Origin of the sequence: Streptomyces roseus (assembly GCF_001044425.1) — a bacterium.
GTDB lineage: Bacteria > Actinomycetota > Actinomycetes > Streptomycetales > Streptomycetaceae > Streptomyces > Streptomyces roseus.
On record NZ_LFML01000162.1, the window covers coordinates 8,116 to 34,843 of the forward strand.

Consider the following 26,728-nt stretch of genomic DNA (forward strand, 5'->3'; position numbering starts at 1 on the left):
CCCGACGCCTCAGCCAGGAAGCCCGCGATGTCGTCCAAGGTCCGCAACTCGGCCATGCGCTCCGGATCCACGTCACCCGACACCGGGAAACGCTCCTGCAACGCACCCATGATCTGAACCCGCTTGATCGAATCGATACCGAGGTCCGCCTCGACATCCATACCGGGTTCCAGCATCTCCACCGGATAACCGGTCTTCTCCGCCACCACCTCCAGCAGCGCCTCCAGCACCGCCGGATCGACCCCGGCCGAAGCGGCAGGTGCGGCAGGGGCAGCAGGTGCGGCAGCGGGGACCTCGGCCACCGGAACCTCCGCCACCGCGGCGGGAGCAGGGGCGGGCGCCGGGGTCTTCGCCGGCTGCTGTCCGTCTCCCTTCAGCGCCTCGATCAGGAGCCGCGTCGCCCGGTCGTGCGCCGTCGTGATCGAGGCGCCGTGCTGCTCGATGAGGCGCAGCGCCGCGTTCGCGTCGGGGTGGGTGCCGGAGCGGACCGAGGCCTCCAGGGTCTCGACGGCCTCGCGGATCGTTGCGGCGTGCGCGTCGAGGATCTCGGCCTGGAGGCCGAGCCCTTCGCGGGCGATCTCGTCGAGACCCCCGGCCTCGGCGCCGGCCTCGACCGGTGCCGCCGCGGGCGCGGGCGGCGTGCTCGGCGCCGGAGCCAGAGCCGGAGCCGGACCCTGGCGGGACTCGGTTCCGGCCCGCGTGACGGGCTCGGCCAGGGACTCCCTGTACGCCGCGCGCCGGGCGTCGGTGACGTAGTTGATGCCGCGCAGCGGGATGGCCATGCCCTTGCCCGCCGGCGCCGTGACCACCTCGGCGGTGTGGTCGTCGATGCCCGAGACCGGGAGGCCGAGCACGGCCAGTTCGATCGCGGCGTACTTGAGCGCGATCTCGCTGTCCTTGGCCGGGCCGCCGTCGACGGCGATGGTCACGACGCCCTCACGGCCTTCGAGGACCTTGCCCACGAGGTCCGAGAGGACCCGCTTGGGTCCGAACTCGACGAAGACGCGGAAGCCGTCCGCGTACATCTCCTCGATGCGGTCGGCGAAGGCGACCGGACGCAGCAGCTGGTCGACGAGGGTGCGCCGGCCGGCCGCCGTGTCCGTGCCGTAGGACGCGCCCGGGGTGTTCGCGTACACGGGTATCCGGGGTGCGGCGAGGTCGACGCGTTCGACGGCCTCGCGGAAGGCTTCGGCCGCGTGGGCGACGAACCGGGTGTGGAACGCCGCCGAGACGGGGAGCCGCTTGGCGGGGACCTGTCCGCCGGAGGCGGCGTCCGCGACGAGACGGTCGATCTCGGCGGTCGGGCCGCCGACCACGATCTGGCCGGGCGCGTTGATGTTGCAGACGGACACGTCCCGGTAGCCGGCGATGAGGGCCTCGACGGCCTTCAGCTCGCCGCGCACCGCGGCCATGGCGCCGGGGTCGAAGTCGGCGGAGGCCTGTGCGGGCGGCGCCATCGCCAGTCCGCGGGCCCGGGCCAGCTCGGCGAATCCGGCGTCGTCCAGCGCTCCGGCCGCCCACAGGGCAGTCAGCTCGCCGAAGGAGTGGCCGATCACGCCCTCCGGGGCGAAGCCGAGCTCGCGGAACCAGGCGAACTGTCCGGCGGACAGGGCGCCGATCGCGGGCTGCGCGAACTCGGTGCGGCGCAGCGTCTCCTCCTGGGCCGTACGGGTGGCCTCGTCGAACGCGGGCGCCGGGAACACGACCCGGCCGAGAGTCCGGGCTCCGCCCGTGAGCCGGTTCGCCCGGTCGTACGCGGCGAGCACGGGCGGCACGGCGAGCGCGGCCCGGCGGCCCATGCCGGTGTACTGGCTGCCCTGGCCGGCGAAGACCGCGGCGGTCTTGGTACCGGCGGGGAGCGCGGAGCGGCGGTAGGTGATCCCCTTGGGGTGCTGCCAGGCCTCCGCGCCGGGCTTGGCGCGCAGCAGCCCTACGGCGGTGGAGCGCAGTGCGTCGAACTCCGCGTCCGAGCGGGCCGCGATGCCGATGCGGGCGTCGCCGGCGGGGATGCGGCCGAGGGGGTCGGGGGCGGCGCCCTGCTCCAGGCGGCGGGCGAGGGCCTCGGGGTCGGCCGCGTGCCACAGGCCGGTGCGGGCCACGGGGCCGAGCACCTTGCCGCCGGCGGCGTCGTACTCCTCCAGGACCATGTGGAAGTTGGTGCCGCCGAAGCCGAAGGAGGACACGGCCGCCCGGCGCTTGCCGCGGCCGGGGTCGGCGATCCAGGGGCGTGCCTGGGAGTTGACGTAGAAGGGGGTGTGCTCCGGGTCGACGGACTTGCTGGGCTTCTCGACGTTGATGGTGGGCGGCAGGACCTTCTGGTGCAGGGAGAGCGCGAGCTTGATCAGCCCGGCCGCGCCCGCGGCCGCCTTGGTGTGCCCGATCTGGGACTTGACGCTGCCGATGGCGGCGTAGCCGCGCTCGTCCTGCTCCTCGGCGACGAAGGATCCGAGGGCGGACAGCTCGGTGTGGTCCCCGACGGCGGTGCCCGTGCCGTGTGCCTCGAAGAGCTCGATGGATCCGGCGGCGACGTCCGCGTCCTCGTACGCCCGGCGCAGGGCGAGCTGCTGGCCCTGCGCGCGCGGGGCGTAGATGCTCTTGAAGCGGCCGTCGCTGGAGGTTCCGATGCCGCGCAGGACGGAGTAGATGCGGTCGCCGTCGCGCTCGGCGTCGGCGAGGCGCTTGAGGGCGAGCATGCCGATGCCCTCGCCGATCAGCGTTCCGTCGGCGGATTCGTCGAAGGGCCTGATCATCTGCGTCTTGGAGAAGGCCGGGGTCTTGCTGAAGCACATGTACATGAGGATCGTGTTCTCGGCGTCGCAGCCGCCGGTGATCATCAGGTCGGCGCGGCCCTCGACCAGCTCGCTCACGGCGAGCTTGACCGCCGCGAGGGCGCTGGCGCAGGCCGCGTCCACGGTGCAGTTGGTTCCGCCGAGGTCGAAGCGGTTGGCGATGCGTCCGGCGACGACGTTGCCGAGCATGCCGGGGAAGGAGTTCTCCTCCCACGGGATGTAGGCCTTCTTGAAGCGCTCGGCGACCTCGTCCGCCTCCGCCTCGCTGAGGCCGACGCTGCGGACGACCTCCTTCAGGATGGGGGTCTGCAGGCGTGCGGAGAGCGGCTGGGTCAGGGAGTTGGCGCCGGTGACGCCGAGGATGACGCCGGTGCGCGAGGGGTCGTACCAGCCGGAGTCCTCGGTGCCCGCGTCGCGCAGGACGTCGCGTGCGACGGTCAGCGAGAGGAGCTGGAGGATGTCGGTGACCTCCAGCGTGTTGGGCGGCAGGCCGAATTCCATCGGGTTGAAGGCGATCTCGGGCAGGAATCCGCCGCGCCGGGCGTACGTCTTGTCCTCGGCGGTGGGGTCCGGATCGTAATAGTCGTCGAGGTTCCAGTGGCCGGCCGGAACGTCTTCGATGCAGTCGTTTCCTTCGACGATGTTGTGCCAGAACTCGCGCAGGTTGCGGGACTGGGGGAACAGGCCGGCCAACCCGACGATGGCGATGGGTGTCTCGGCCAGACGTGAGTGGTGCACGACGGTCCTCTCGTTCGAGTGCGGCGGGTGGGCTGGGCCCCTGGATCGGGTGTTCAGACGACGGCCGAGCCGGCCAGCAGGCCGACGAGCGCGTTCACGGCCCCGGGGTCACGGAGCATCGTGTAGTGGTCGCCGGGGACGTCCACCTGCCGTACGGGATGGCTGCTCAGGCCGCTCCAGCCGAGGTCGCCCTCGGCGGGGAGCAGGGAGCGCTCCGGCTTGACGAGGGTGAGGGGCCGTTCCAGCGGGCCCGGCTCGTAGGGCGCGGTGCAGCGGTTGTTGCGGGACAGGCCACCCTGGTAGGCGGCGTACAGCTTGCGCAGTCCGGCGAGTTCCGTATCGGCCGGCAGGAGGCCCTGGGCGACGGCGGCGTCGAGGACCAGGTGCAGTCCGTCCTCGGGTACGGCGAGGGGCGGGATGCCGACGGTGAACGGGCTGCGGCGTTTGGCGCCGAGGTACATCGCGAACCAGTCGAGGAGCATCGCCGCGTCGAGCAGTTCGTCGGTGCGCTTGAAGGCGGGGACGGGTGCGATGCTGTCGAGCAGGACGAGGTCTCGCAGGAGCGCGCCCCGGCCGGTCGCGTCGAGGCGGGCGGCGATCTCGTAGGCGACGACTCCGCCGAAGGACCAGCCGGCGAGCGTGAACGGCCCGGTGTCGATCCGTGCCGCCGCCAGTTCGTCCAGGCAGCGGGCGGCCAGGTCCCCGATGGAGACGGCAGGCGCCCGCGGGTCGAGGGCGGCGGTGAGGAACTCGGGGACGTTGCCCAGGTCGAGCAGGTACAGGGCGGTGTCCGCGGGCAGCCGCGCGGCGAGCGTCTCCCACTCGGCGGCCGCGAGCGCGCCCGGGTGGACGGCGCAGATCCGCCGGCCGGCCGGGCCGTCCGCGTCCCGCAGGAGCCGCAGGACGGGACGGGCGGCGGTCGGGTCAGGCCGCGGCGACATTGCGCGCGCTCTCCTCGGCGATGTGCTCGGACAGCGCGGCGACGGTCGGGTGGTACCAGAGCGCGGTTGCCTCCAGCTCGAAGCCGAGCCATTTCTCCAGCTCGCCGGCGAGGATGAGGGCTTCGGTCGAGTCGAGGTCGAACTCGTCGAAGTAGCGGTCGACGTCGATGTCGGCGGGCTCGACGCCGAGCCGGACGGCGAGCTTCTCCACCAGCCAGGCCTGTGCTTCCGGTGCGGTGACGGTCTGCATGGGACTACCTCGATTCACTTCTTGACGGCGCGGGGGTTGATGTCGCGGTCGATGGACTCGGCGGCCTTGAGTCCGGAGACGAATCCGGCCTCGTGGGACCCGATCAGGTCGTGGCCGATCTTCGGGGAGTGGAAGTACGAGCCGGCGAGCTTGATCCGGCCGGTCTCGTTGACGTCGTAGATGGTGCGCTGCATCGTGCGGACGTCGAGGTCGATGATCGGGTGGGTGAAGGGCAGTTCGCGGATGACGAACTCGTCGCGCGGGACGATCGGGGAGTCGAGCGTGACGAAGTAGTCCTTGTTCGCGGTGAAGCCCTGGAGCGAGTTCATGTAGTACGCGACCCAGGTGCGGGTGCGGCCGCCGACCGTCTTGAGCCCGTAGTTCCAGCTCTGCCAGCGCTCGCGGTGGGGCGGCATGGCGGCCGGGTCGGTGTGCAGGACGGCGCTGGTGGAGCTGTAGCGGACCTTGCCCAGGATCTCGGCCTGGCGGGCGTTCGGCTGTTCCAGCATCGCGAGGGTCTGGTCGGCGTGGGAGGCGAGGACGGCGTAGTCGTAGCGCTCCTCGCCGTCGGCGGTGGCGACGACGACGCCGTCCGCCTCTTCGCGGACGCGGGTGACCGGGCTGGAGGTGCGCACCTTGCCGTTGATGCCGGCGACGACCCTGCGGACGTATTCGATGCTGCCGCCGGCGACGGTCTTCCAGGCGACGGTGCGTCCGCCGAGACCGCCGGGGTCGTGCGACATGAAGAAGGCGATGACGGTCGTCGCGGGCATTTCCCAGATGAGTTCGGCGGGGACCGACCAGACGGCGGTGGCGAGCAGCACCACGTAGCCGTACTTGAAGGCGTCGGAGTAGCCGCCCCGCCGCAGGTACTCGCCGAGCGCCATGTCGGTGCGCTTGCGCAGGAAGTCGCGCGGGGCCTCGCGGTGGAAGCGTTCGGCGTCCCGCCACAGGGTGAGGAAGTCGGCCGGGTAGCGCTGGGCGATCTCCTCCTCGGAGAGCTCGAATTCGGCCGTCCCGTAGTCGAGGCCGCGGTCGAGGTCGAAGAAGTCGAAGCCGCCCGTGTGGTCGAGCGAAGGGGCGCCGATCTCCTCGAAGAAGGCCGTGATCTGCGGGTACGTACGGGAGTTGAAGACCACGAAGGCGGTGTCGATGCCGATCGTGCGGCCGTCCTCCTCCTCGACCTCGACGGTCAGCGCGTGGCCGCCGGGCCGGTCGTCCTTCTCGTACACGGTGACTTCGACGTCGTCCGGCAGGTGGTGGGCGGCGGACAGTCCGGATATGCCGGCACCGACGACAGCGACTCGGGTGGTCATGGCAGGCAGCCCTTCGGCTCGAGCGTTGGTCATGGAACCGGTCGCGTGGTGCGACGGCGGCTGGAGCGCAGAGGGATGACACCTCTGGTGGGGGCGGGACTTCGTGCTGTCGCCCGCACGGCGACGGCGGTGGCGGGGAGCGAGACCCGGTGGGGTGCGAGACCCGGTGGTGGGGTGGTGTCGGCGGCGGCAGCGGTGGCGGGCCGGCACGGCTCGAAACGTAGGTCGGGCGCGGCACGGGGGTCAAACAGCGCATCGCGGATGCCCGGACGCCCATCGGAAAGGCCGATGCGGCGGGGGGCAGCTGTCCGGATCCGAACGTCCTTGCGCACAGGGCGGAATCGAGCCAACTGTTCCCACGATATGAAGTTCCTCCTTCCGTGGTGTCCGGATGCGCCGCGCGTCCGCCTCTAGTCAGAGGCGGGTCGTTCCGCCTTGGTCCTGCGTCGCATGCCGTAGTAGAGGAGAGAGCTCCATGCCCACCATTCCCTGGATGCCCGGGGCCGCCGCCGGAGCCGCGCCAGCCGACACCGGCCAGGCCGTGGTCATGGCGTCGAAGCTCCAGGTCACCTCCCTTCTCCACGTCCCGAAGTTCTTCCTGCTGTCGCTGGTGGTCTGGAAGCAGGTGCGGTCGGCGCCGGGGGTGATCGGTGCCTCGCTGCGGGCCGAACCGATGAAGAAGACCTTCTGGACCCTGTCCGCGTGGTCGGACCAGGAGTCCCTCGACCGGTTCTCCCGGTCCGACCCGCACGCCCGGATCGTCAGCCGGCTGCGGAAAGTGATGGACCGTTCGGTGTTCGTCTTCTATCCGGTCGACCGCGACGACCTGCCGGTGGCCTGGGACGACGCGGTGGCACGGCTGGCTGCGAAGGAGGGTGGCCGATGAGCACCACGGTGGGCCGGACGCCGGCCGGGACGCCTGCCGAGGCGCCTGCCGGGACGCCTGCGAAGCCGGTGATCGAGCACGGCAGGCTGGTGCTGGCCGTGGCCTGTCTGGGCCTGTTCATGTCCTTCATCGAGGTGACGGCCGCGATCTCGACCCTGCGCGCCCTCCAGGTGGACATGCAGGTGCCGCCCGCCGACCTGAGCTGGGTGTCGAGCACGTACACCCTGGTCGTGGCGGCCTGCGTGCTCTCGGGCGGGGCGCTCGGCGAACGCTTCGGCCGGCGCCGGGTGTTCGTCACCGGTGTGGTGGCGCTCGCCGCCGGTTCGCTCGTGGTCGCGACGGCGAGCGGTTTCGCGCAGGTACTGGTGGGGCGGGCGATCAGCGGGATCGGCGGCGCGCTGGTGCTGCCGACGTCGCTGGCCATCATCACCACGACCTTCTTCGTCGACCTGCCGCGCATGCTGCGCTACATCACCATCTGGGTGTCCATGTCCGGGGTGGGTCTCGCGGTCGGTCCGCTGCTCGGCGGCGCCCTGCTCGACCGTTTCGACTGGCCGGCCGTCTATCTCGTGAACACGCCGATCGCCGTGGCGACGGTGGCGCTGGCGCTGTACGCGGTGAAGGAGACCAAGGTCCCGGACCGGGCGCTCGACCTCGGCGGCCAGTTCCTGTCCGTCGTCGGCCTGGGCACCCTGGTGTACGGGATCGCCGTCGGCGGGCGGGCCGGGTACGACGACCCGGTGGTGGTGGGCTCGCTGGTGGTGGCGGCGGTGTCGCTGACCGCCCTGGTGCTGGTCGAGCGGCGGGCCCCGGTGCCGATGCTGGACGTCCGGATGATGGGCTCGCTGCGGGTCTCGGCCACGCTGGTGGTGTCGGCGAGCGCGCTGTTCACCTTCGTCGGCGTCATCTTCCTCGAAGTGATGTTCCTCCAGCGGGTCCAGGCGACCCCGCCGCTGGAGACGGGCCTGAAGCTGCTGCCCGCGATGGTCGCGTTCGTGCTGTCCACGCTGGTGGCGCAGCGGATCGCGACGAGGGTGGGGCCGGGCAGGCTGCTGGCCGCAGGGTCCGTGGTCACGGGCGCCGCCGCGGTCGTCCTGGTCGGGCAGCAGCCCGACAGCGCGTACGGGATCACGGCCCTGGGGCTGGCCCTGCTGGGTCTGGGCAGCGGTCTCGTCGTCGCGCCGTCGACGGCTGCCGCCTTCGCGGTGGTCCAGCCGGCGCAGATGGGCTCGGCCTCCAACGCGGTCACCGCCTTCCGGCAGGTCGGTTCGGTGCTCGCGACCGCGGTCCTGGGCTCGGTGCTCGCCGTACGGTTCATCGGCGAGCTCCCGGACCGGCTGGCAGCGGCGCACGTGCCCCAGCCGGTCGCGGCGGCGGTGGTCGAGGTGGCGCGCAGCGGCGGCAACGGCAGCGGCCGGTCCTCGGCCGCGGTGACGGAGGCCGTGGGCGCCGCGTTCAACGCGGGCATCGGTACCGGCATGTGGGTGGTGGCGGGGGTGTCCGCGCTGGCGGCCGTCCTGTCCCTGGCATTCCTCTCCCGGAAGGAAAAGGGCGCCGGCGCCTGAGCCCGGGAAAATGCCCGCAGCCAGGGAAAACCCCTGAGCACGGAAAAGCTCCAGAGCACGGGAAAGCTGCTCAGCCCGGGAAAGCGCCTGAGGTCGACAAAAGACCATCCGGACAGGCACCTGAAGGGCCTCGAAAAGATGCCTGCGGGGCGCGGGAAAGGCGCCTGAAGGCGCCGCCGGTAACGAACCCGGCCCCATCGTTGCGGCTGCGGCACGGATGACGTGCCGCAGCCGCCTTCGCCGTTCGGGGGCCGGTGTCCGGATCGGGATTCCAGAAGCCCGGATTCGGGAACGGCGATACGCCGCAGATTCCCCGCGGAAAACCCTTTGCCCGGCGCCCCGGAAATGGTGTCATTGATCCATCGCGGAAAGCACACCGCGGGAAACCGGAAACAGAAGGGAGGTGCAGAGAAATGGACATCGTCATCATCGAGGACCGTGAGGTCGTCGCTCACCACCCGAGCCTCTGACCACCGGCGCATTTCCGAGTTTCCGGAGGGAGGTAAGGAAATGGACATCGTCATCATCGAGGACCGCGAGGTCGTGGCTCACCACCCGAGCCTGTAGTGAGCCCCGGACCCTGACGTGAACGGGGTCCGCACGGAAAAAGCGTCCGGCTGCGAGACGGGCTATGTCCCGCAGTCGGACGCTGCGCTCCACCAAGCGACGTGCTGATTCCACCGTAAGCCCCGCAACGCGCCCAGGACACCGATGAGGAGATTCGATCATGAAGGTCCGCCGCCGGGAACACCTGGTCCTCAGCTGGCATCCGGACGGACTGCGCATGGGAATCCCCGGGCAGCGCCGCTGGATCGAAGTCACCCCTGATCTGCTCGCCCTCCTGACGGAGGCCGGCGACGGGGCCGACGTGCAGGAGCTCGCCGAACGCCACCCCGCCGAGGAGCGCGCCCGGGTGCACCAGGCCGTGGAAACCCTCACCGGCCTCGGCGTCCTGGTCCCGAACGAGGACGCGCCGCCGCTTCCCGAGCTGTGGGAGCGCTGGGGCGCCGTCACCGAGCGCTTCCACGACGAGGCCCGCAACGCCAACTACCTGGTCCACTCACCCCAGCGGGTCGAGCTCGTCGAGGAGATCACCTCCGAGGGCGGCGCGCCGGAGATCTTCAAGGAGTACCGGGACAAACCGGTGGTGATGCTGCCGCGCCGGCCGCTGCGCCTCGTCGCCCCGGTCGAGGACGTCTTCGCCACCCGGCGCACGCACCGCAAGTTCACCGGCGCCGCCGTCTCCCTGGATCAGCTCGGGACCCTGCTCTTCCACAGCTTCGCGCCGCACCGGTTCATCCACGGGGGCCCGTTCGGCCCCCAGCAGTGCCGGGTCAGCTCCTCCGCCGGCGGCCGCCACGAGGTCGAGGCGTACGTGGTGGTGTACGACGTCGAAGGCGTCCAGCCGGGCCTCTACCACTACGCGCCCGCCCGTCACGCCCTGGAACTGCTGGACCCCGATGCCCCGCGGGAGCGGATCGCGCAGCTGACGTACGAGCAGGAGCCCTCGTACGAGGGGGCGTTCACGATCTTCACCACGGCCGTCGCCAACCGGCTCGCCTGGAAGTACCGGCACCCGCGCGCGTACCGGCTGTGGATGTACGACGCCGGCCACTACGGCCAGACCTTCGCCCTGACCGCCACGGCGCTGGGCCTGGGCCCCTTCCAGACCGTCGCGTTCGCCGACGACGAGGTGGAGCGCTTCCTCGGGGTGGACCCCGCGGAGGAGTTCGCGGTGTACCTGCTCTCCGCCGGCGTCCCCGAGAACCCCGGGCCGCTGGTCCCGGCCGACTTCGCCTTCCCGCCCCCCTCGAAGGTCTGACGATGCGAACGGCAACCGCCCCCACGGCCACGACCGCACCCTGCGCGCCGCCGTCCGCCGCCCCCTCGGACGGCGGCGGCGCACTCGCCCCGCTCGTGGGCGACCCCGAGGAGTTCCTGCGCCGCCACTGGACGCGCACGCCCCTGCTGCGCAAGGCCGTCTCGCCCGACTCCTTCGGTGGTCTCCTCTCCCTGGCGGACCTCGCCGACCTCCTCACCACCCGGGCCCTGCGGCTGCCCCACGTCCGCCTGGTGCGCGACGGACAGCAGGTCGCCGAGAGCACGTACACCGGCGTCCGCCGCATCGGACACGGCACCGTGACCGACGCGATCGTCCCCGACAAGGTGCTCAGCCACTTCGGTCTCGGCGCGACCCTCGTCCTCGACGCCGTGGAGCTGCTCGTGCCCGCCGTCGGGGCGCTCTGCGACCGGCTCGCGGCCTCCCTGTCCTGCCCGGTGGACGCCGTCGCCTTCCTCACGCCGCCCGACCGCAAGGGCCTGGCCCCGCACATCGACGATGAGGACGTCTTCGTCCTCCAGCTGTCCGGCAGCAAGCGGTGGACCGTGCACGAGCAGTTGCGCCCGGTACCGCTCACCCCGGGCGCGCTGCCCCCTTCCGCACTCGGCCCCGTCGCGCTCACCCCGCTGCTGGAGCCCGGTGACCTCCTGTACGTCCCGCGCGGCACCCCGCACCACGCCGAGTCCACCGGCGGCCACTCCCTGCACCTCTCCCTCGCGGCCCGCCGGCCCACCCTCGGCGCCCTCACCGAGGACACCCTGCTCGCGGCGGTGCGCGCGGCGGGGCCCGACCGCGATCTGAACAGCCTCGACCCGGCCGAGGAGATCGGCGCCCTGGTACGCGCGCACGCCTCCGGCGCGCTCGAACGGCTGGACGCCGCGCCCGCCGCGGGCGGCGCCGGCGGCGCGCGGCGGGAGGGGGCCGCACTGGCCGGCGTACTGCGGGCGCTCGCGTCCCTCGCCGCTCCCGGCGCCCGCTACGCGGCGAGCGGCGACGTCGGCCTGACGTACGAGGACGACGGCTCGGTGGTGGCCGACTTCGGGCGCCTGCGCGCCCGGTTCCCGGCAGCCGCTCGCGTCCTCATGGAACGGCTCGCCTCCGGGGGCACCGTCGGCGCGCAGGAGTTCACCACCGACGGCGCGGCGGGCAGCGGCCCGGTGAGCCTGCTCCTGGTGCGCGGAGCCCTGCGCCTCGCACCCTGATCCGCACCCCGTCCCCCGCCCCCTGCCCTGCCCCGTGCTCTCCGTTGTTCTCCGTACCGGCGCGACGACCGAAGATCCGACCACCCGAAGGGAGCGGACCATGGCCCTGGAACGCTGCACCTCCGCATCACCCGACACCTTCCGCACCCGGATATTCGGCCGCCGGCACCTGCACAGCACGGCCGCCGAACTGCCCGCCGGCTTCGGCGACCTCTTCTCCCCCGAGGCCTTGGACGACGTACTGAGCGCGGGCCTGCGCACCTCGTCCATCCGGCTGCTGCGCGACAACGCCGAGGCGCCCGTCGCCCGGAGCGCCGCCGTCGAGGACGGCGACGCCCCGGGCTCGGCGCCGTTCGTCTCGACGGACACCGTGCGCGCCGCGCTCGCCTCCGGGCACACCCTGATCATCCGGTCCCTCCAGCGCTTCCACCCGCCGCTGCGGCGCTTCGCGCACCAGCTGTCGGCAGAGCTGGGCCATCCCGTCCGCATCAACGCCTTCGTCACCCCGCCGCACTCGCAGGGCGTCGACCTGCACTACGACACCGAGGACGTGCTCGTCCTCCAGATCACCGGGAGCAAGAGCTGGGAGCTGCGCACCCAGCCGTTCACCGATCCGCTGCCGGCGCACGCCTGGTTCCACTCCACGGACCGGCGGCGCAACGAGCTGCGCGCCGCGAGTGAGCCCCTCACCGAACTGGTGCTGCGCGAGGGCGACTCGCTGTACTTCCCGCGCGGCACCTTCCACTCACCGCGCACGCAGGAGGAGCTCTCCATGCACCTGACGATCGCCATCCCGCCGGTCACCCGGCACGACCTGCTGACCGAGCTCGTCAGCCGGGCCGTCCAGGACGACGCCTGGCTGCGCGCGACGGTCTCGCTCGACGACCTGGAGGGGGACGCGGAGCTGGCCCGTACCGTGCTCGCCGAGGCGGCGGAGCGGCTGGCCGCGTCCGCGAAGACCACCGACACCGCCGACGTGCTCTGGGCGGTGCGCTCCGGGGCCTTCAAGTCCGTCGTCCCCGAGCCCGTTCCCGTACTGCCGGGGCCGACGTCCGCGCCCTACCGGCTGCGCGACGGGGCGGTGTTCCGGGTGACGGAGGAACCGGACGGCACCGCGCTGCTGCGGACCGGCACCCGTACGGCGCGCGTGCCGGCGGCCGTCGCACCCGTCCTCGACTCCCTGCGCCGCGGCCCCGAGCTGAACTTCGGCGCCCTGGCCGAGGCCCTCGGCGTACCGGGGGCCACCGAGGTCTCACAGGCGCTGGTCGGCATCGGGCTGGTGACCCCGGCGGCCGCGGACCCGGCGGCGGACGCGTCGGCGGCGTCCGCGGCGGCGGACCCGGAAGGCGTCGCCGCATGAGCACCGAAGTGGCACCCGAACGGGCCGACACGAGCGCCGCCACCACCGCCGGCACCCTGCGCGCGCACCCGAGGTTCCTGCGGGTGTGGCTGGGCCAGGCCAGCGGAGCCGTCGGCGACCAACTGCTGCCGGTGGCCCTCAGCCTGTACGTCCTGCACTCGGGCGGCGGGGCCGGCGAGGTCGGCCTGGTGCTCGGCGGACGCGCCGTGTCGCTGGTGGTGTGCCTGCTGGCGGGCGGCGTACTCGCCGACCGCATGAAGCGCACCCGGATCCTCTTCGGCGCCGATCTGTTCCGAGCCGTCCTGATCCTGACGGCCGCCGCGCTGCTCCCCTGGCTGCCCGTCGCCTCGCTGCCCCTGCTGACGATGCTCATGGGTGCCGGGGAGGCGATGTCCCGACCGGCGGCCCGCTCCCTCATCCCCTCGCTGCTGCCCGACGCGCTGCTGGAACGCGGCAACGCGCTGGTCGCCGCCGCCCACCGGAGCTCCGCCGTTCTGGGCGCCCTGGTGGGCGTATCGCTGGTGGCCCTCGTGGGGGTGCGTACGGCGCTGGTCCTCGCCGGGCTGGTCTTCGCCCTGGGCGCGCTGACGGTGCTGAAGGTGCCCGAAGACGTGCCGTCCTCGGGTCCGGGACGCCGCTCGGTGCTCGCCGACGCGGCCCACGGGCTGCGGGCCATCCGGCGCAGGCCGTGGGCGACGGCCGTGATGTTCACGGTCTGCCTGCACCTGTTCGCCGGTTCCGCGACGGCCCTGACGCTGCTGCCGGTGGTCTCCCGCGAGCACTTCGGCGGGGACGTCGCCTACGGGGTGGTGCTGTCCGCGATGGCCATCGGCGCGCTCCCGGCGATCGTGGTCGCGGGGCGCTGGCGTCCCAAGGCCCCGGGCACGGTGGCGATGCTCGTACTCACCGGCTACGCCCTGGTCCCGCTCTCCCTGGTCGGCCCCTTCCCCCTGGCCGGGGTCGCCGCCTGTTTCGCCCTGGGCGGCTTCGTCGTGGAGATGTACTTCGTGTACTGGGCCTCCGCGCTCCAGCGGGCCTTCCCCTCCGACGTGCTGGGCAAGGTCTTCGCCCTGGACCAGCTCAGCGCCTACGCCCTCCTCCCCCTCGGCTACGTCCTGGTCGGCCCGGCCGTCGACGCCTTCGGCTCGGCCACCGTCCTGACCGGCGGAGGCATCCTGGTCATCGCGTCGAGCCTGTTGTGCCTGGCGGTGCCGGGGGTGGCCCGCCTCGGTGGCCTGGCCGGCGAGGAACTCCCCCGCTGACGGCGGCGCCTGGCCCGCCGGACCGGCGGGCCGGCGGGCCGGGCGCCGCGGGGGACTGCCCTCATACGGCTGCCCGGTCGTGCGGCCGGGCGACCGGTCATCCGTCCACGGCGGCTTCGGCCCGCTCGGCCCCCTCGGCGCCCTCGGGCTCCTCGGCCTCCCAGCGCAGCAGGTCGCCCGGCTGGCACCGGAGCACCTCGCACAGCGCGGCGAGCGTCGCGAAGCGCACCGCCTTGGCGCGGCCGTTCTTCAGTACGGCCAGGTTGGCGGGCGTGATCCCCACGCGGTCCGCGAGCTCGCCCACGGACATCTTCCGCCGGGCCAGCATCACGTCGATGTCGACGCTGATCGGCATCAGATCACCTCGTCCAACTCGGCCTGCATCTGCGCCGCTTCGACGTCGCGGGCGACGGCCTGCGCGAGCAGCGTCCGCAGGACGAGAACCATCAGGGCGACCCCCAGGATGGCCACGCCGATCCCGGCCATGATGACGCTGACGCCCGGGTCCTCCCGCTGCCCCGGCGCGTTGACGGCCGTGACCGCGAACCACACCAGGGCGGCCGAAACGATCGCGCCGATCATGACGTCCACGTACCGGAAGGCCGCGTGGGAGAACACGGTGCCGCGGCGCACCATCGTCACCAGCCGCCAGACGCAGGCCAGGGCGACCTGGGCCGACAGCATGCCCAGGATCGTGATCACGCGCAGCGGGGTCAAGGGCACCGACCCGTCCTCCGGATCGTTTCCGCCGACCAGCGCCCACACCATCCCCGCCTGCACGAACACGGTGCCGGCGAACACCACCACGAGCACCGCGCGCAGCGCCCCCACGGTCAGCTTTCCCATGACCCATCCCTCCATCGATTTACGATGGAAATCTATCGAGATTCGATAGCTTCGACAAGAGGCCGGGTCTCCCGGGCGCCCGCGCCCGGCCGGATCTGCGGGCGCTACGCCAGCGGTGGCGTCCAGCAGTCCGGGCCGCCGCCGCGCCAGTCGACCAGGGTGGGGTCCGTGAGGTCGAAGTCCTCGGCGTTCTCCATCCCCGTCGCCGCGAGGAAGACGGCTATGTCGCTGATCCGGTAGGCCGTGCCCAGGCTCCGCCCGTCGCACCGCACCCGGCGCCACCCTCGGTGGTCGGGCGGATGGACGACCAGCCGGGGGGCGGGGCCCGGCTCGCCGGGCCCGCGGTTGTTTCCGGGGCAGGCGCTCGTCATGCCGCCCTCGCCCAGGCCCGGGCTCCGGCGGCGCGGCGCAGCTCGGCCGGGCCTCCCGCCGTACGGGCCGGGCCCGACCAGTATGGGTGGGTGGAGATCGCGCACGACAGGGTGATCAGCCGGCGGCGGAGCGGGGTCGTGCCTGCGGTCGCGGGCCGGGCGGCCAGCATCCGGTACGTACGGAGCCAGTCGGCCTGGAGGCCCACCAGGTCGTCGGGGAAGGAGGTGCACTGCATCCACCAATTCAAGCACGTGTTCGATTTATGGTGCGAGTCCACCGCCCCGACGACCCCTCCGCCGTACCGGAGGGGTCGCCGCCTGCGCGGACATGTGACGGAGTAGCGGCCCTCACGTGTCCGGAGGGGATGCGCACGTGATCAGAATCTGGGCGGGCTCGGGCGCGGTCATGTGTACTGATCAGCCGCGGCCACGAACTGCGGCCGCCGTCGGCTTCGTTCCACATTCACGTTCATCACACGAGAGGCAAGCCATGGGTCATCCCACACCGCAGCGGATCGGTGTCGCGGCCGAGACGGGTCCCGGAGAGACACGCGTGGCGGCCACGCCGTCCACCGTGCGCCAGTTGGTCGCGCTGGGCTACGAGGTCGTCGTCGAGTCGGGGGCGGGTACGGCCTCCGGGTTCACCGACGACGCGTACGTCGCGCAGAGCGCGAAGGTCGGTGACGCCTGGAGCGCCGACATCGTGCTGAAGGTCAACGCGCCGTCCAGCGAGGAGATCGGGCGGCTGGCCGACGGCGCGACGCTGGTCAGCCTGATCGGACCGGCGCTCAATCCCGGCCTGGTCGCCGAGCTGGCGAGCCGTCCCATCACCGTGCTCGCCATGGACGCGGTGCCGCGGATCTCGCGAGCGCAGTCCCTGGACGTGCTCAGCTCCATGGCCAACATCGCCGGCTACCGCGCGGTCGTCGAGGCGGCGCACGCGTTCGGCCGGTTCTTCACCGGTCAGGTGACCGCGGCCGGGAAGGTGCCGCCCGCGAAGGTCCTCGTCGCGGGCGCCGGCGTGGCGGGGCTCGCCGCCATCGGCGCCGCCAGCAGCCTGGGCGCGATCGTACGCGCCACCGATCCGCGCCCCGAGGTGGCGGAGCAGGTCCGTTCCCTGGGCGGGGAGTTCCTCGCCGTCGAGGTGGAGCAGGCCGCCAGCACCGACGGGTACGCCAAGGCGACCTCGCAGGAGTACGACCGCCGCGCGGCGGAGATCTACAGCGAGCAGGCAGCCGACGTCGACATCGTCATCACCACCGCGCTGATCCCCGGAAGGCCCGCGCCGAAGCTGCTCACCGCGCAGGACGTCGCGAGCATGCGGCCCGGAAGCGTGATCGTCGACATGGCCGCGTCGCAGGGCGGCAACGTCGCCGGCACGGTCGCCGGAGAGGTGGTCGTCACCGCCAACGGCGTGACGATCATCGGCTACACCGACCTGCCCGCCCGGCTCCCGGCCCAGGCCTCGCAGCTGTACGGGACGAACCTCGTCAACCTGATGAAGCTGCTCACCCCGGCCAAGGACGGCCGGCACGTGATCGACTTCGAGGACGTCGTGCAGCGGTCCATGACGGTGGTGCGCGACGGGGAGACGACCTGGCCGCCGCCTCCGGTGCAGGTCTCCGCCGCCCCCGCGCAGGCGCAGGCGCCCGTGGCAGCGAAGCCGGTCGTAGCGGAGAAGAAGCCGATGTCGGCCGCGGCGAAGTACGTGCTCGCCGCCACCGGGATGGCGGCGCTCTTCCTCCTGACCGCCTTCTCCCCGTCCCAGCTGATCGGCAACTTCACCGTCTTCGTGCTCGCGATCGTCATCGGCTACTACGTCATCGGCAAGGTGCACCACGCCCTGCACACGCCACTGATGTCGGTCACGAACGCCATTTCCGGGATCGTCGTCGTGGGCGCCCTCCTCCAGATCGCCCACACGGACACCACGATCACCGTGCTGTCGTCCGTCGCGATCCTGCTGGCCAGCATCAACATCTTCGGCGGATTCGCGGTCACCCGCCGCATGCTCGCCATGTTCTCGAGAGGCTGATCCCCCTATGACTGCCGCCACGGCCGCGCAGGCCGCCTACATCGTCGCCGCGCTCCTGTTCATCCTCAGCCTCGCCGGGCTCTCCAAACACGAGAGCTCCCGCTCGGGTCTCGTCTTCGGCGCCTCCGGAATGGTGATCGCCCTCGCCGCCACCATCGGCCTGGCCTCGCGCAGCATCACCGCGACCGGCCTGACCCTGCTCGTCGTCGCCATGCTGATCGGCGCGGGGGTCGGGTTCTGGCGTGCCAAGGCCGTCGAGATGACCGGCATGCCCGAGCTCATCGCCCTCCTGCACAGCTTCGTCGGCCTGGCCGCCGTACTCGTCGGCTGGAACGGCTACTTCGAGGTCGAGGCGGACGGACCCGGGCACGCCGCGGTGGCCCAGGACCTGCTCGGCATCCACCACGCCGAGGTGTTCATCGGCGTGTTCATCGGCGCCGTCACCTTCAGCGGTTCGATCATCGCCTACCTGAAGCTCTCGGCGCGCATCAAGTCGAGCCCGCTGGTGCTGCCCGGCAAGAACCTGATCAACCTCGGGGCCCTCGCCGCGTTCGCGGTCCTCACGGTCTTCTTCGTCATGAGCCCGAGCCTCGGTCTGCTCATCGCGGTCACCGCGGTGGCGCTCGCCCTCGGCCTGCACCTGGTCGCCTCGATCGGCGGCGGCGACATGCCGGTCGTCGTGTCGATGCTCAACAGCTATTCCGGCTGGGCCGCGGCGGCGTCCGGGTTCCTGCTCAACAACAACCTGCTCATCGTCACCGGAGCGCTGGTCGGCTCCTCCGGCGCGTACCTCTCGTACATCATGTGCCAGGCCATGAACCGCTCGTTCATCTCCGTGATCGCGGGCGGCTTCGGTGTGGAGGCCGCCGCGAGCGACGACACCGACCTCGGCGAGCACCGCGAGATCACCGCCGAGGCCACCGCCGAACTGCTCGTGAACGCCTCGTCCGTCGTGATCGCCCCCGGGTACGGGATGGCCGTCGCGCAGGCCCAGTACCCGGTCGCCGAGCTCACCCGCAGGCTGCGTGACCGGGGGGTGGACGTGCGCTTCGGGATCCACCCCGTGGCCGGACGACTGCCGGGGCACATGAACGTGCTGCTGGCGGAGGCGAAGGTGCCGTACGACATCGTCCTGGAGATGGACGAGATCAACGACGAGCTCTCCGACACCACGGTCGTCCTCGTCATCGGCGCCAACGACACCGTCAACCCGGCCGCCGCGGAGGACCCCGCCAGCCCGATCGCCGGCATGCCGGTCCTGCGGGTGTGGGAGGCGCAGAACGTCGTCGTCTTCAAGCGCTCGATGGCGACCGGATACGCGGGGGTGCAGAACCCCCTCTTCTTCCGTGACAACACCCAGATGCTCTTCGGTGACGCCAAGCAGCGGATGGAGGACATCCTCGGGGCGCTCGGATCCGACGCCGCGGCCCCGTCGCACCGCACGCCCGTCGGGGCCGCTCGTACGGTGTGACATGCGTGAGGGGGCCGCGGCTGCGGCCCCCTCAGGGCCGCTGGTGGGCGCGGGACTCCGCGGTGGTCTTGAGGTCCTTCAGCCATCCTTCGAGGCCCTGGCGGAGGAGGGCGGTCGCGGCGGGGACGTCCGCGTCGACCTGGGGGCCGGGGTGGGTCTCCTCGGTGGTGACCCTGACCCCGTGCGGGGTCCGGGTGAAGTTCCATACGTGGACGCCGTCGATGTGCAGCCCCTCGCCGGTCGCGGGGCCCGTCCAGCGCAGGCAGGAGTGGCGGCGGAGCTGCTCGACGGTCGAGGTGATCTCCAGACGGGTGGCCGGAGTCGGGTTGGGCGGTACCGGGACGCTCCAGCGGAAGGCCGCACCCGGGCGGAGGGGGCCGCGGTCGAGGCGTTCCGCGGTCGTCACGGGCGCCTGCCAGGACGGCCAGCGCTCGACGTCGGTCTGGAGCTTCCAGACCGTGTCCAGCGGTGCGTCGATGAGGATTTCGGCCCGGTACCGGACCCGGGCGCCCGGGTCCACGCCCGCCCCCCGGCAGGTCAGGGACGGGGTGGGGCGGGGGCCGGGAAGGGTGGCCGCGCCGGCGGGCGACGCGGTGGCCGCGAGGAGGCCGGCGACGAGCGGGAGCGCGAACAGGGCGGCGGGGACGAGGGGTCGGCGGACGGCGGACATGGGGGTCTCCTCTGGCGTCGGGCACGGGAACAGAAGCGGGAAGCGGGCGGCGCACACAGCCGCCCGCTAGAAGCGTTCGCTATCGCTAGAGGGTATAACCATCGCCGCGTGATGGGCAATGCCCGGCGTGAGACCCTGTCACCGCCGCGATCGCCGCGGCCAGTTCGGGGGCGTGTGCGGCGAAGGGGCCGAGGTCCGTGGCGCGGGCGTACGCCGGGTGGTCGCGGTGGGCCGCCAGGCGGGCCAGGGCGCGGGCGCCGTGGTACGCCGACGGGCCCGCGGGGGCGGGCGGGGGCCCCGGCGGTGCGCCGGCGGCGACGGCCGGCAGGCTCTCCTCGAACAGGGCCTGGCAGGCGCGCACGCCGTGGAGCATGACCTGGAAGTGGCGGGCGTCGGGGGCGACCGGGAAGCGGCGTACGGCCAGGACGCGGCCGGTGTCGATGCCCGCGTCCACCTCGTGGAGGGTGGCGCCGTACTCGCGCTCGCCGTTCAGGAGGGCGAAGAGGACGGCGATGGAGGGCAGTCCGCGGTGGCGGGGCAGGAGGCCGTTGTGGACGTTGAGGATGCGCAGGCCCCGGGAGAGGAGGGGTGCGCGGAAGATCCTGCGGTTGTTCAGGGACCAGACGATGCCGTCCGTGCACGTGTCGACGAGGGCGTCGGCGTGGGCGTTGACGTCGGCGGGGGCGATGGCCTCGGCGGGGGCGTCGGCCTCGGCGGCGGGGAGGTGCAGGTGCGGGGCGCCGCCGACCGTCGCGTCCTGCGGATCCGCGGAGCAGACGAGGTCCACGGAGTGGCCGTGTGCCGCGGCGTGTGCGACGGCCCGGCGCAGGAGTGCGCCGTCTCCGACGAAGATCATGCGGGGAGCTCCTCTCGGACGGCGGTGAGGTGGGCGCAGACCTGTTCGAGCGTCAGGTTCCGTACGAGGCAGTCGAGACCGGCCATGAAACGGCGGGCCTGGGCCGGTTCCAGCAGGTCCTCCGAGACCGCGGTGAGCATCTCCACCAGGGCGAGGGAGTCTCCGCCCAGGGCCTGGAAGTCGGAATCCGCGGACAGCCGGGCGGTGTCCACCGCGAGGATCGCGGACCAGTGGGCGGCCACCCGCGCCAGGAGAGGGGCGGGAGCGTGCTCGGCCGGGCCGTGGGCGGGGGCGTTGGCCGGGGCGGAAACCGGGGTGTCCGCGGCGGCGAACGGGTCGGGCAGCGCGTCGAGGTCGGCCTTGCCGCCGACCGTGCCGGGGATGGCGTCCACGCTGATGATGTGGGCCGGGACCATCGCGGCGGGCAGCCGAGCGGTGAGCGCGGAGCGCAGGGCTGCGGCGTCGTACGGGACGCCCGCGCCGGGCACCACGTACGCGCACAGCACCGGCGCGGCGGTGTGCGGGCGGCGCCGGACGGCCACCACGGCGCGGCTCACCCCGGGCCGGGCTTCGAGCGCCGCGACGATCTCCGCGGGCTCGATGCGGTGCCCGGCGATCTTCAGCCGGCCGTCGAGGCGCCCGGCGAACTCCACCGCCCCGCCCGGCAGTCGGCGGCCGAGGTCGCCCGTGCGGTAGCTGCGGGTGCCGTCCTCGTGCTCGGTGAACGGGGAGGGCCGGCCGTCCGGCGGGCCGAGGTAGCCGCGGGCCACCTGGGAGCCGGTGACGACGATCTCCCCCGTACGGCCGACGTCCTCGGCGCCGGTCCCGATGCGCTCGCCGTCCTCGGTGACGAGGTCGACGCGGGCGTGGGGGCCGGGGGTGCCGATGGGCAGGGTCGCGGAGCCGGTCGGGTGCGCGTCGTCGACGACGTGGGCGAGACAGGCGACGGTCGTCTCGGTGGGCCCGTAGCCGTTGATGATCCGGCAGTCGGGGCCGAAGGCGGTACGGGCGGCGCGCACGGCGGCCGGGGTCAGCGGTTCGCCGCCGAGCAGCAGGGTGCGTACGCCACCGGCGCCCGCCCCCGCGTCCGCACCCGTACCTGCACCCGCGTCGGTCAGCAGGGGCAGGTGGGAGGGGGTGAGGGCGAGGGTGTCGGCCCGGTGGTCGGTGACGAGCCGGCGCAGGGTGGCGGGCGAGGGCGCGTCGGGCGCGAGGACGACCGTACCGCCGGCCAGGAGGGGCAGGAAGAGGGGGAAGCAGGAGATGTCGAAGCCGTAGGAGGAGGCGAAGCCGAAGCGGGTCCGGGCGTCCACGCGGCAGACGCGGGTCATCCAGTCGACGAAGCCGGCGAGGCCGCGGTGTTCGATCTGGACGCCCTTGGGACGGCCCGTGGAGCCGGAAGTGTGGATGACGTACGCGAGGTCCCCGGGAGCGGGGACCGGCAGCCCCGGGTGGGGCTGCGGCGGACCGGTGACGAGGTCCTCGGCCGCGACCAGCGGGCAGGGGGCGAGTGCGGCGAGGTCCTCGGCGAGGTGGCCCCGGGTCAGGCAGAGCCGGGCTCCGCAGGCGCGCAGGATCTCGGCGGTCCGCGCGGCGGGGTGGGCGGGGTCCAGCGGCACGTAGGCGGCGCCCGCCTTGAGGATGCCCCAGAGGGCGCAGATCCCCTCCGGGGTGCGGTCGACGACCAGGCCGACGAGGTCCTCGCGTCCGACGCCGCGGCGCAGCAGTGCGGCGGCCACGGTGTCGGAGCGGTGGTCCAGTTCGGCGTACGTGACCACCCCGCCGGGCCCGTCGAGCGCGGCCGCGCCGGGTGTAAGGGCGGCCTGGGCGCGCAGCAGTTCCACGACGGTGGCGTCCGGCGCGGGCGGGGACGGGCAGCGGGACGGGGACGGGGGCTGCGATGCGGGCGCGGGCTGCGGGGCGGTGGCGGGGGTGGCGGCGGACGGGAGGCGGGTCAGGATCTCGTCCAGCAGCCGCGTGGCGCGTTCGGCCAGGTCGGGGCCGCCCCGGACGCCCATCGTGAGTTCCGTGGCGGTGTCGGTCTCGGTGGCGACCATCGAGACGGGGACCAGCGGAGCGTGCACGGGCAGGGCGTACAGGGTCGTCGCCGTGAATCCCCCGCCGGAGAACTCGGCCGGGTCCAGGCGCCCGAGATGGGAGACGACCGCGGAGGCGAGGTGGCGGTCGGCCCGTACGGTGCCCGCCTGGGCGGCCCGCAGCAGGAGGCGGGTGGCGGTCGGCGGCAGCGGCAGGAGGGCCGACTCGAAGCCCTCGGCGAGCTCCTGGCCGTCGGCGAGGGCGCGGAGCAGGGTGGCCTGTGCCGCCGGCCACTCCTGTCCGGGGGCCAGGTCAAGGAACAGCGGCAGGGTGAGGTTTCCGGTCGCGGCGGTGCCGGGGCGGTGGCGCCGCAGGTCGACCGGGATCATGACCCGCGTACCGCCGCGGCCCGCGCCGCCGAGGCGGGCGGCGGAGCGGGCGCCGGTCGCCGCCGCGCTGTCGGTGAGGGCCTGGGCCAGGCGTGCCGTGAGGGCCGGGTGGTGGGTGGGGAGGGTGCGGCGGAGCCAGAGGGTGCGTTCGGGGCCCCGCGGCCGGGGGCCCAGGGGGGACGGGTGCGCCGGTGCGAGGGCGGGGCGCCGGGCGGTGGCGCCCAGGCGGCGGAGCAGGGCGCGGTCGGTGTCCCGGGCGAGGGCGGGGGTGCCGGGTTCGCCGCGCAGAGCGCGGAAGACCTCCCGTACCCAGGTCAGGGCGCCGTGACCGTCCATCAGGGCGTGCGAGGCGCTGAATACGAGCGTGGCCGTGCCGGCGCCGGGGATCACCAGGACCTCGCAGCCCGGCGGGGCGTCGCGGTGCGGGGTGCCCGTGAGGAGTGCCGCCGTGGCCGGGTGCGACACGTCGAGGCACCCGGTGGCGGGAGCCGCGTACCGGAGCGCGGGCAGCGGGCCCCCGGCGGTCCAGACGGCTCCGCGTCGTACCAGGCGGGAGCCGGGGCAGGTTTCGGCGGCCCGGGCGATCGCCGCCCGCAGGGCGGCCGGTCCGGGGGCGGCGCGGCCTTCCACGACGATGCGCAGGGCCATGTCTCCGCGGGCGTGCCCGGCGGCCAGGTAGAGGTGTTCCGTGGGCGATACCGGGCGCCGGTAGGGGAGGTGCGGGGGTGTGATCGTGTGCGGGGGTGTCATCGTCGCGTGGTTCCTCGGTCGGTGCGGGTGCGGGTGCGGGTGCGGGCGCCGGAACCGGTGCCGGTGCCGGCCGGCCGTGTCCAGGCCCCGGCGCCGCCGTTGGCGTGGATCCAGCGGAGCAGGCCGTTCACGCCGTCCTCCTGCGTGCGCGGCGGGTCATAGCCGAGGTCGCGGCGGGCGGCGCCCGTGTCGTACGTGGCGGAGCGGGTGAGGAGGGCCGTCATGTAGCGGCTCAGCGGGGGCGGGCTCGTGGCGGCCGAAGGGTGGAGGCGCCATGCCGTCTCGACGGCCGCGGCGAGGACGCGGGTGGCGACGAGGGGGACGCGGGGGTGCGGCGGCGGGCAGTCCAGGAGGGCGCCGACGCGGGTGAGGAAGGCCCACAGGTCCGTCTCCTCCGCGTCCGCCACGAAGTACGCCTTGCCGCCGACGCGTTCGGCGGGGGCGGCGATCGCGCGCAGGCAGGCGTCGACGGCGTTGTCGACGTGGCACAGCGAGACCCGTACCCGTTTGCCGCCGGACAGGTCGGGCAGCCGGCCCGCCCGCATCGAGGCGATCATGCGGGGCAGGAAGCCCGCGTGGTCGCGGGGGCCCCAGATGCCGCGCGGGCGCAGGGCGCAGGTGGTGAAGTGCGGGGTGTTCGAGGCCAGTACGTACTGCTCGGCGACGGCCTTCGTCTCGCAATAGTGGTTGAAGAAACGGGTGGGGTACGGGGTGCTCTCGTCGATGCCGAAGCGGTCGCCTTCGCGCAGGTGCATGAGGGCGCTGGGGCTGCTGATGAAGACGAAGCGGGTGGCGCCCGCCGCGCGGGCCGCCGTCAGGAGCCGCTGCGTGCCGGTGACGTTGGCTTCCTCGAACCGGGCGCGGCTGCCGTGGTCGACGACGCGGGCGGCGCTGTGCAGGACGGCATCGCAGCCGAGGGCCGCCCGGGCCAGGGAGGCGGTGTCGGCGAGGTCTCCGGGTACGAGTTCGAGTCCCGGTCCGAGGGAGCTCAGGCGGGCGGTGTCGCTGCCCGGCCGGACCAGGGCGCGGACCCGGTGGCCGTCGCGCAGGCAGCCGTCGGCGAGGTGGCCGCCGAGGAAGCCGGTGGCGCCGGTGATCAGGATGTTCACAGCGCCCGCCACCAGGTCGCGCCGTAGAGCATGGTCCGTGCGGCGGTGGCGGCGCCGCCGTGGCCCGCGGCCCTGCCCCGGGGCAGGGCGAGGGGTATCTGCGCGGCGTGCACCGGGATGCTGAGGAAGGCGTCGGTCCACCAGAGCAGGCGCAGAAGCGGTACGTCGGGGACGTCGGCGACGGCCGCCCAGAGCGCGCCGCCGAGCAGGTACGCCCAGCCCGCGAGCGGTACGAGCCGGGCCGCGCGGGCCCGCGAGAACGGGGGCGGGGGCGGGGCGAGGCGCCGCTGCGCCCAGCGGGCCAGCTGCTCGCGGCCGATCTTCGCGTTGTGGCGGACGTCCACCGGGAAGGCGGGGTGGTGCAGGAACTCCTCCAGCCCCCGGGTGGGGGCGTGTTCGGCGGCCAGGGCGCGCAGTTCGGCCACCAGGTCCCGCCAGGCGGGGCCGCCGGCCGGGACGGCGGTCTCGACGCAGACGACGGGGCGTTGGGCGCCGGCCGGGCCGATGCCCACGAGGGCGCTGCGGCGCACCAGCGGATGGGCGTTGAAGACGCCCTCGCAGCGCACCGTGTACAGGTCCCGGCCCGCGGCGCGCACCCGTTGGGAGGTGCGGCCGCAGAACCAGAGCCGGCCGCGGTCGTCGAGGTAGCCGAGGTCGCCGGTGCGGTGCCAGGTGAGGGCGGCGGCGCCGGGCCGGCTCTCGTACACCTTGTGCAGGGCGTCGGAGTGGGGCGCCCGGTGGTAGCGGGGGCTGACGGATTCGCCCTGGACGAGGATCTCGCCGACGTCGCCGGCGGGCAGGGCGCTGCCTGGGTGGAGGCGGGCGAGCGGGCCGTCGGTCACGGGGACGATGAGAACGCGGGTGCCGGGGACGGGGCGGCCGATACAGGTACCGGCGCCGCGGGCGCTGCCGTCGGAGGTCTCGGCGAGGATCTCCTCGGATTCGATCGAGGTGATCGGCAGGACCTCGGTGGCCCCGTACGTGGCGTGCACGGACGCCTTCCCGTCGAGGACGGTGCGCAGGGCGGCGACGACGGAGTCGGGGACGGGCGCGCCGCCGGAGACGACGCAGCGCAGGTCGGGCAGGGTGCGGCCCAGGGTGGTGAGGTGGTCGGCGAGGTTCCGCAGGAGGGCGGGCGAGGCGAACATGGTGGTCGCGCCGAATCGTTCCAGCGCGTCCACGAGCAGGGCGGGGTCGGCCCGGGCCACCTTGGCCGGTGCGAGCGGGGCGAGCACGGTGGTGGAGCCGTAGACGAGGTCGAGGATGCCGTAGAACGGCAGGGTGACCAGTGAGGTGTCGTCGCGGGTGCGGCCGTGGGCGGCCTCGATCTGGCGGGCGATGGAGAGCGCCATGCGGTGGGTGTACTCGACGCCCTTGGCGGGGCCGGTGCTTCCGGTGGTGAACCCGATCATCAGGAGGTCGTCGCCGCCGACCTCGGCGGCGGGGGTCCTCGGTCCACCGCTGGTGCGGAGCGCGGCGAGGGTGCGGCCGCCCCAGAGCCGGCGTCGGCCGAGGGTGACGGGGATGCGCACGCCGCCGAAGGTGCGCCGGCCGAGGACCCGTACGAGGTGGGCGAGCGGCGGCCCGATGAACGCCTCGGCGCCGACGGCGCGGTAGCAGTGGAGCATCCGGCGCACGCCCATGCCGGGGTCGACGACGACGGGGACGGCACCGAGGCGGAACAGCGCGAAGGCGAGGGCGAAGAGTTCGGGGCCGGGGGTGGCCATCAGTACGGTCTTGGTCCCGCGGGTGATCCCGGCGCGGGCGAGTCCGTGGGCGATCTCCTCGACCGTGTCCTGTAACTCCCCGTACGTGACTTCGCGGTAGCGCGGGCCGCCGCCGGGCTCGCGGCCGTCGGGGTGGATGACGGCCGGCTTGTGCGGGAAGGCGGCGGCGTTGCGCTCCAGGCAGTCGGCCAGGCTGCGTGCGGAGTCCGGGGTGGGTGCGGTGGGTGTGGTCGGTGCCGCCGGTGCGGTCGGTGCCGCCGGTGCGGAACCGGGAACGGTGCTGGTGGTCGTGCTCTTGGTCGTACGCGTGCTCATGGC

General features: G+C 73.4%; 21 protein-coding genes. 8 read left to right on the plus strand and 13 right to left on the minus strand.

All coding sequences use genetic code 11. The features are described from left to right. From ACS04_RS33965 to ACS04_RS33980, 4 genes are all read right to left on the minus strand, one after another. Nucleotides 1-3,527, minus strand: a 3,527-nt coding sequence (locus ACS04_RS33965; RefSeq protein ID WP_158977798.1) for a type I polyketide synthase, incomplete at its 3' end; no start/stop codon positions are given. A 53-nt stretch (nt 3,528-3,580) separates the two neighbouring features. Next, nucleotides 3,581-4,468, minus strand: coding sequence for an alpha/beta fold hydrolase (locus ACS04_RS33970; RefSeq protein WP_048480729.1), 888 nt, complete (start codon nt 4,466-4,468; stop codon nt 3,581-3,583). Further along, a complete protein-coding gene (locus ACS04_RS33975; protein ID WP_048480730.1) occupies nt 4,452-4,718 on the minus strand; it encodes an acyl carrier protein in 267 nt (88 codons plus the stop codon). The genes ACS04_RS33970 and ACS04_RS33975 overlap by 17 nt, the downstream gene beginning before the upstream one ends. Nucleotides 4,719-4,732: 14 nt before the next feature. Continuing rightward, nucleotides 4,733-6,034, minus strand: a complete 1,302-nt coding sequence (locus ACS04_RS33980) for an NAD(P)/FAD-dependent oxidoreductase (protein ID WP_048480731.1) — start codon at nt 6,032-6,034, stop codon at nt 4,733-4,735. Between the two features lie 475 nt (nt 6,035-6,509). Here ACS04_RS33980 and ACS04_RS39900 point away from each other — a divergent pair, with 475 nt between their 5' ends. The 6 genes from ACS04_RS39900 (at nt 6,510) to ACS04_RS34010 (ending at nt 14,149) form a co-directional block, all read left to right on the plus strand. After that, a complete protein-coding gene (locus ACS04_RS39900) occupies nt 6,510-6,920 on the plus strand; it encodes a DUF3291 domain-containing protein (RefSeq protein ID WP_048480732.1) in 411 nt (136 codons plus the stop codon). Then, on the plus strand, nt 6,917-8,485 hold the full coding sequence (locus tag ACS04_RS33990; protein ID WP_053081101.1) for an MFS transporter: 1,569 nt from the start codon (nt 6,917-6,919) through the stop codon (nt 8,483-8,485). The genes ACS04_RS39900 and ACS04_RS33990 overlap by 4 nt, the downstream gene beginning before the upstream one ends. A 727-nt stretch (nt 8,486-9,212) precedes the next feature. Continuing rightward, a complete protein-coding gene (locus ACS04_RS33995) occupies nt 9,213-10,307 on the plus strand; it encodes a SagB/ThcOx family dehydrogenase (RefSeq protein ID WP_048480733.1) in 1,095 nt (364 codons plus the stop codon). Between the two features lie 2 nt (nt 10,308-10,309). Next, complete coding sequence (locus ACS04_RS35665; RefSeq protein ID WP_053081102.1) at nt 10,310-11,527, plus strand: cupin domain-containing protein; 1,218 nt, start codon at nt 10,310-10,312, stop codon at nt 11,525-11,527. Between the two features lie 100 nt (nt 11,528-11,627). Continuing rightward, nucleotides 11,628-12,887 (plus strand): JmjC domain-containing protein, encoded by a 1,260-nt coding sequence (locus tag ACS04_RS35670; RefSeq protein ID WP_053081103.1) that lies wholly within the window; start codon nt 11,628-11,630, stop codon nt 12,885-12,887. Then, nucleotides 12,884-14,149 carry an MFS transporter gene (locus ACS04_RS34010; protein ID WP_048480734.1) on the plus strand — a complete coding sequence of 422 codons (1,266 nt, stop codon included), beginning with the start codon at nt 12,884-12,886 and terminating at the stop codon, nt 14,147-14,149. The genes ACS04_RS35670 and ACS04_RS34010 overlap by 4 nt, the downstream gene beginning before the upstream one ends. 97 nt (nt 14,150-14,246) lie before the next feature. On the opposite strand, the gene ACS04_RS34015 is transcribed toward ACS04_RS34010, so the two are convergent. From ACS04_RS34015 to ACS04_RS34030, 4 genes are all read right to left on the minus strand, one after another. Next, nucleotides 14,247-14,504 (minus strand): helix-turn-helix domain-containing protein, encoded by a 258-nt coding sequence (locus ACS04_RS34015; RefSeq protein ID WP_048480735.1) that lies wholly within the window; start codon nt 14,502-14,504, stop codon nt 14,247-14,249. After that, nucleotides 14,504-14,995 carry a DUF2975 domain-containing protein gene (locus ACS04_RS34020; RefSeq protein WP_048480736.1) on the minus strand — a complete coding sequence of 164 codons (492 nt, stop codon included), beginning with the start codon at nt 14,993-14,995 and terminating at the stop codon, nt 14,504-14,506. The genes ACS04_RS34015 and ACS04_RS34020 overlap by 1 nt, the downstream gene beginning before the upstream one ends. A 104-nt stretch (nt 14,996-15,099) precedes the next feature. After that, the gene (locus ACS04_RS34025; RefSeq protein WP_048480737.1) at nt 15,100-15,366 is read right to left on the minus strand and encodes a hypothetical protein; all 267 of its coding nucleotides are present in this window, start codon (nt 15,364-15,366) and stop codon (nt 15,100-15,102) included. Continuing rightward, entirely contained in the window at nt 15,363-15,602 is a 240-nt protein-coding gene (locus tag ACS04_RS34030) for a hypothetical protein (protein WP_048480738.1), read from the minus strand. The genes ACS04_RS34025 and ACS04_RS34030 overlap by 4 nt, the downstream gene beginning before the upstream one ends. Nucleotides 15,603-15,856: 254 nt before the next feature. On the opposite strand from ACS04_RS34030, the gene ACS04_RS34035 reads away from it, so the two are divergent. Both ACS04_RS34035 and pntB read left to right on the plus strand, forming a co-directional pair. Further along, nucleotides 15,857-17,401, plus strand: coding sequence for a Re/Si-specific NAD(P)(+) transhydrogenase subunit alpha (locus ACS04_RS34035; RefSeq protein WP_048480739.1), 1,545 nt, complete (start codon nt 15,857-15,859; stop codon nt 17,399-17,401). Between the two features lie 7 nt (nt 17,402-17,408). Next, nucleotides 17,409-18,872 carry a Re/Si-specific NAD(P)(+) transhydrogenase subunit beta gene (pntB, locus tag ACS04_RS34040; protein ID WP_048480740.1) on the plus strand — a complete coding sequence of 488 codons (1,464 nt, stop codon included), beginning with the start codon at nt 17,409-17,411 and terminating at the stop codon, nt 18,870-18,872. A gap of 31 nt (nt 18,873-18,903) precedes the next feature. On the opposite strand, the gene ACS04_RS34045 is transcribed toward pntB, so the two are convergent. The 5 genes from ACS04_RS34045 to ACS04_RS34065 all read right to left on the minus strand — a co-directional run bounded on the left by ACS04_RS34045 (nt 18,904) and on the right by ACS04_RS34065 (nt 26,725). Continuing rightward, nucleotides 18,904-19,542, minus strand: coding sequence for an SRPBCC family protein (locus ACS04_RS34045; protein WP_048480741.1), 639 nt, complete (start codon nt 19,540-19,542; stop codon nt 18,904-18,906). Between the two features lie 85 nt (nt 19,543-19,627). Continuing rightward, on the minus strand, nt 19,628-20,398 hold the full coding sequence (locus tag ACS04_RS34050; protein WP_063839341.1) for a formyltransferase family protein: 771 nt from the start codon (nt 20,396-20,398) through the stop codon (nt 19,628-19,630). Beyond that, nucleotides 20,395-23,574: a non-ribosomal peptide synthetase gene (locus tag ACS04_RS34055; RefSeq protein WP_048480742.1), complete on the minus strand. Its 3,180-nt coding sequence runs from the start codon at nt 23,572-23,574 to the stop codon at nt 20,395-20,397. Before ACS04_RS34055 ends, ACS04_RS34050 begins: the two co-directional genes overlap by 4 nt. Next, entirely contained in the window at nt 23,571-24,683 is a 1,113-nt protein-coding gene (locus ACS04_RS40235; RefSeq protein WP_063839342.1) for an NAD-dependent epimerase/dehydratase family protein, read from the minus strand. Before ACS04_RS40235 ends, ACS04_RS34055 begins: the two co-directional genes overlap by 4 nt. Beyond that, nucleotides 24,680-26,725 (minus strand): fatty acid CoA ligase family protein, encoded by a 2,046-nt coding sequence (locus ACS04_RS34065; RefSeq protein ID WP_078865639.1) that lies wholly within the window; start codon nt 26,723-26,725, stop codon nt 24,680-24,682. The genes ACS04_RS40235 and ACS04_RS34065 overlap by 4 nt, the downstream gene beginning before the upstream one ends. Nucleotides 26,726-26,728 lie beyond the last annotated feature (3 nt).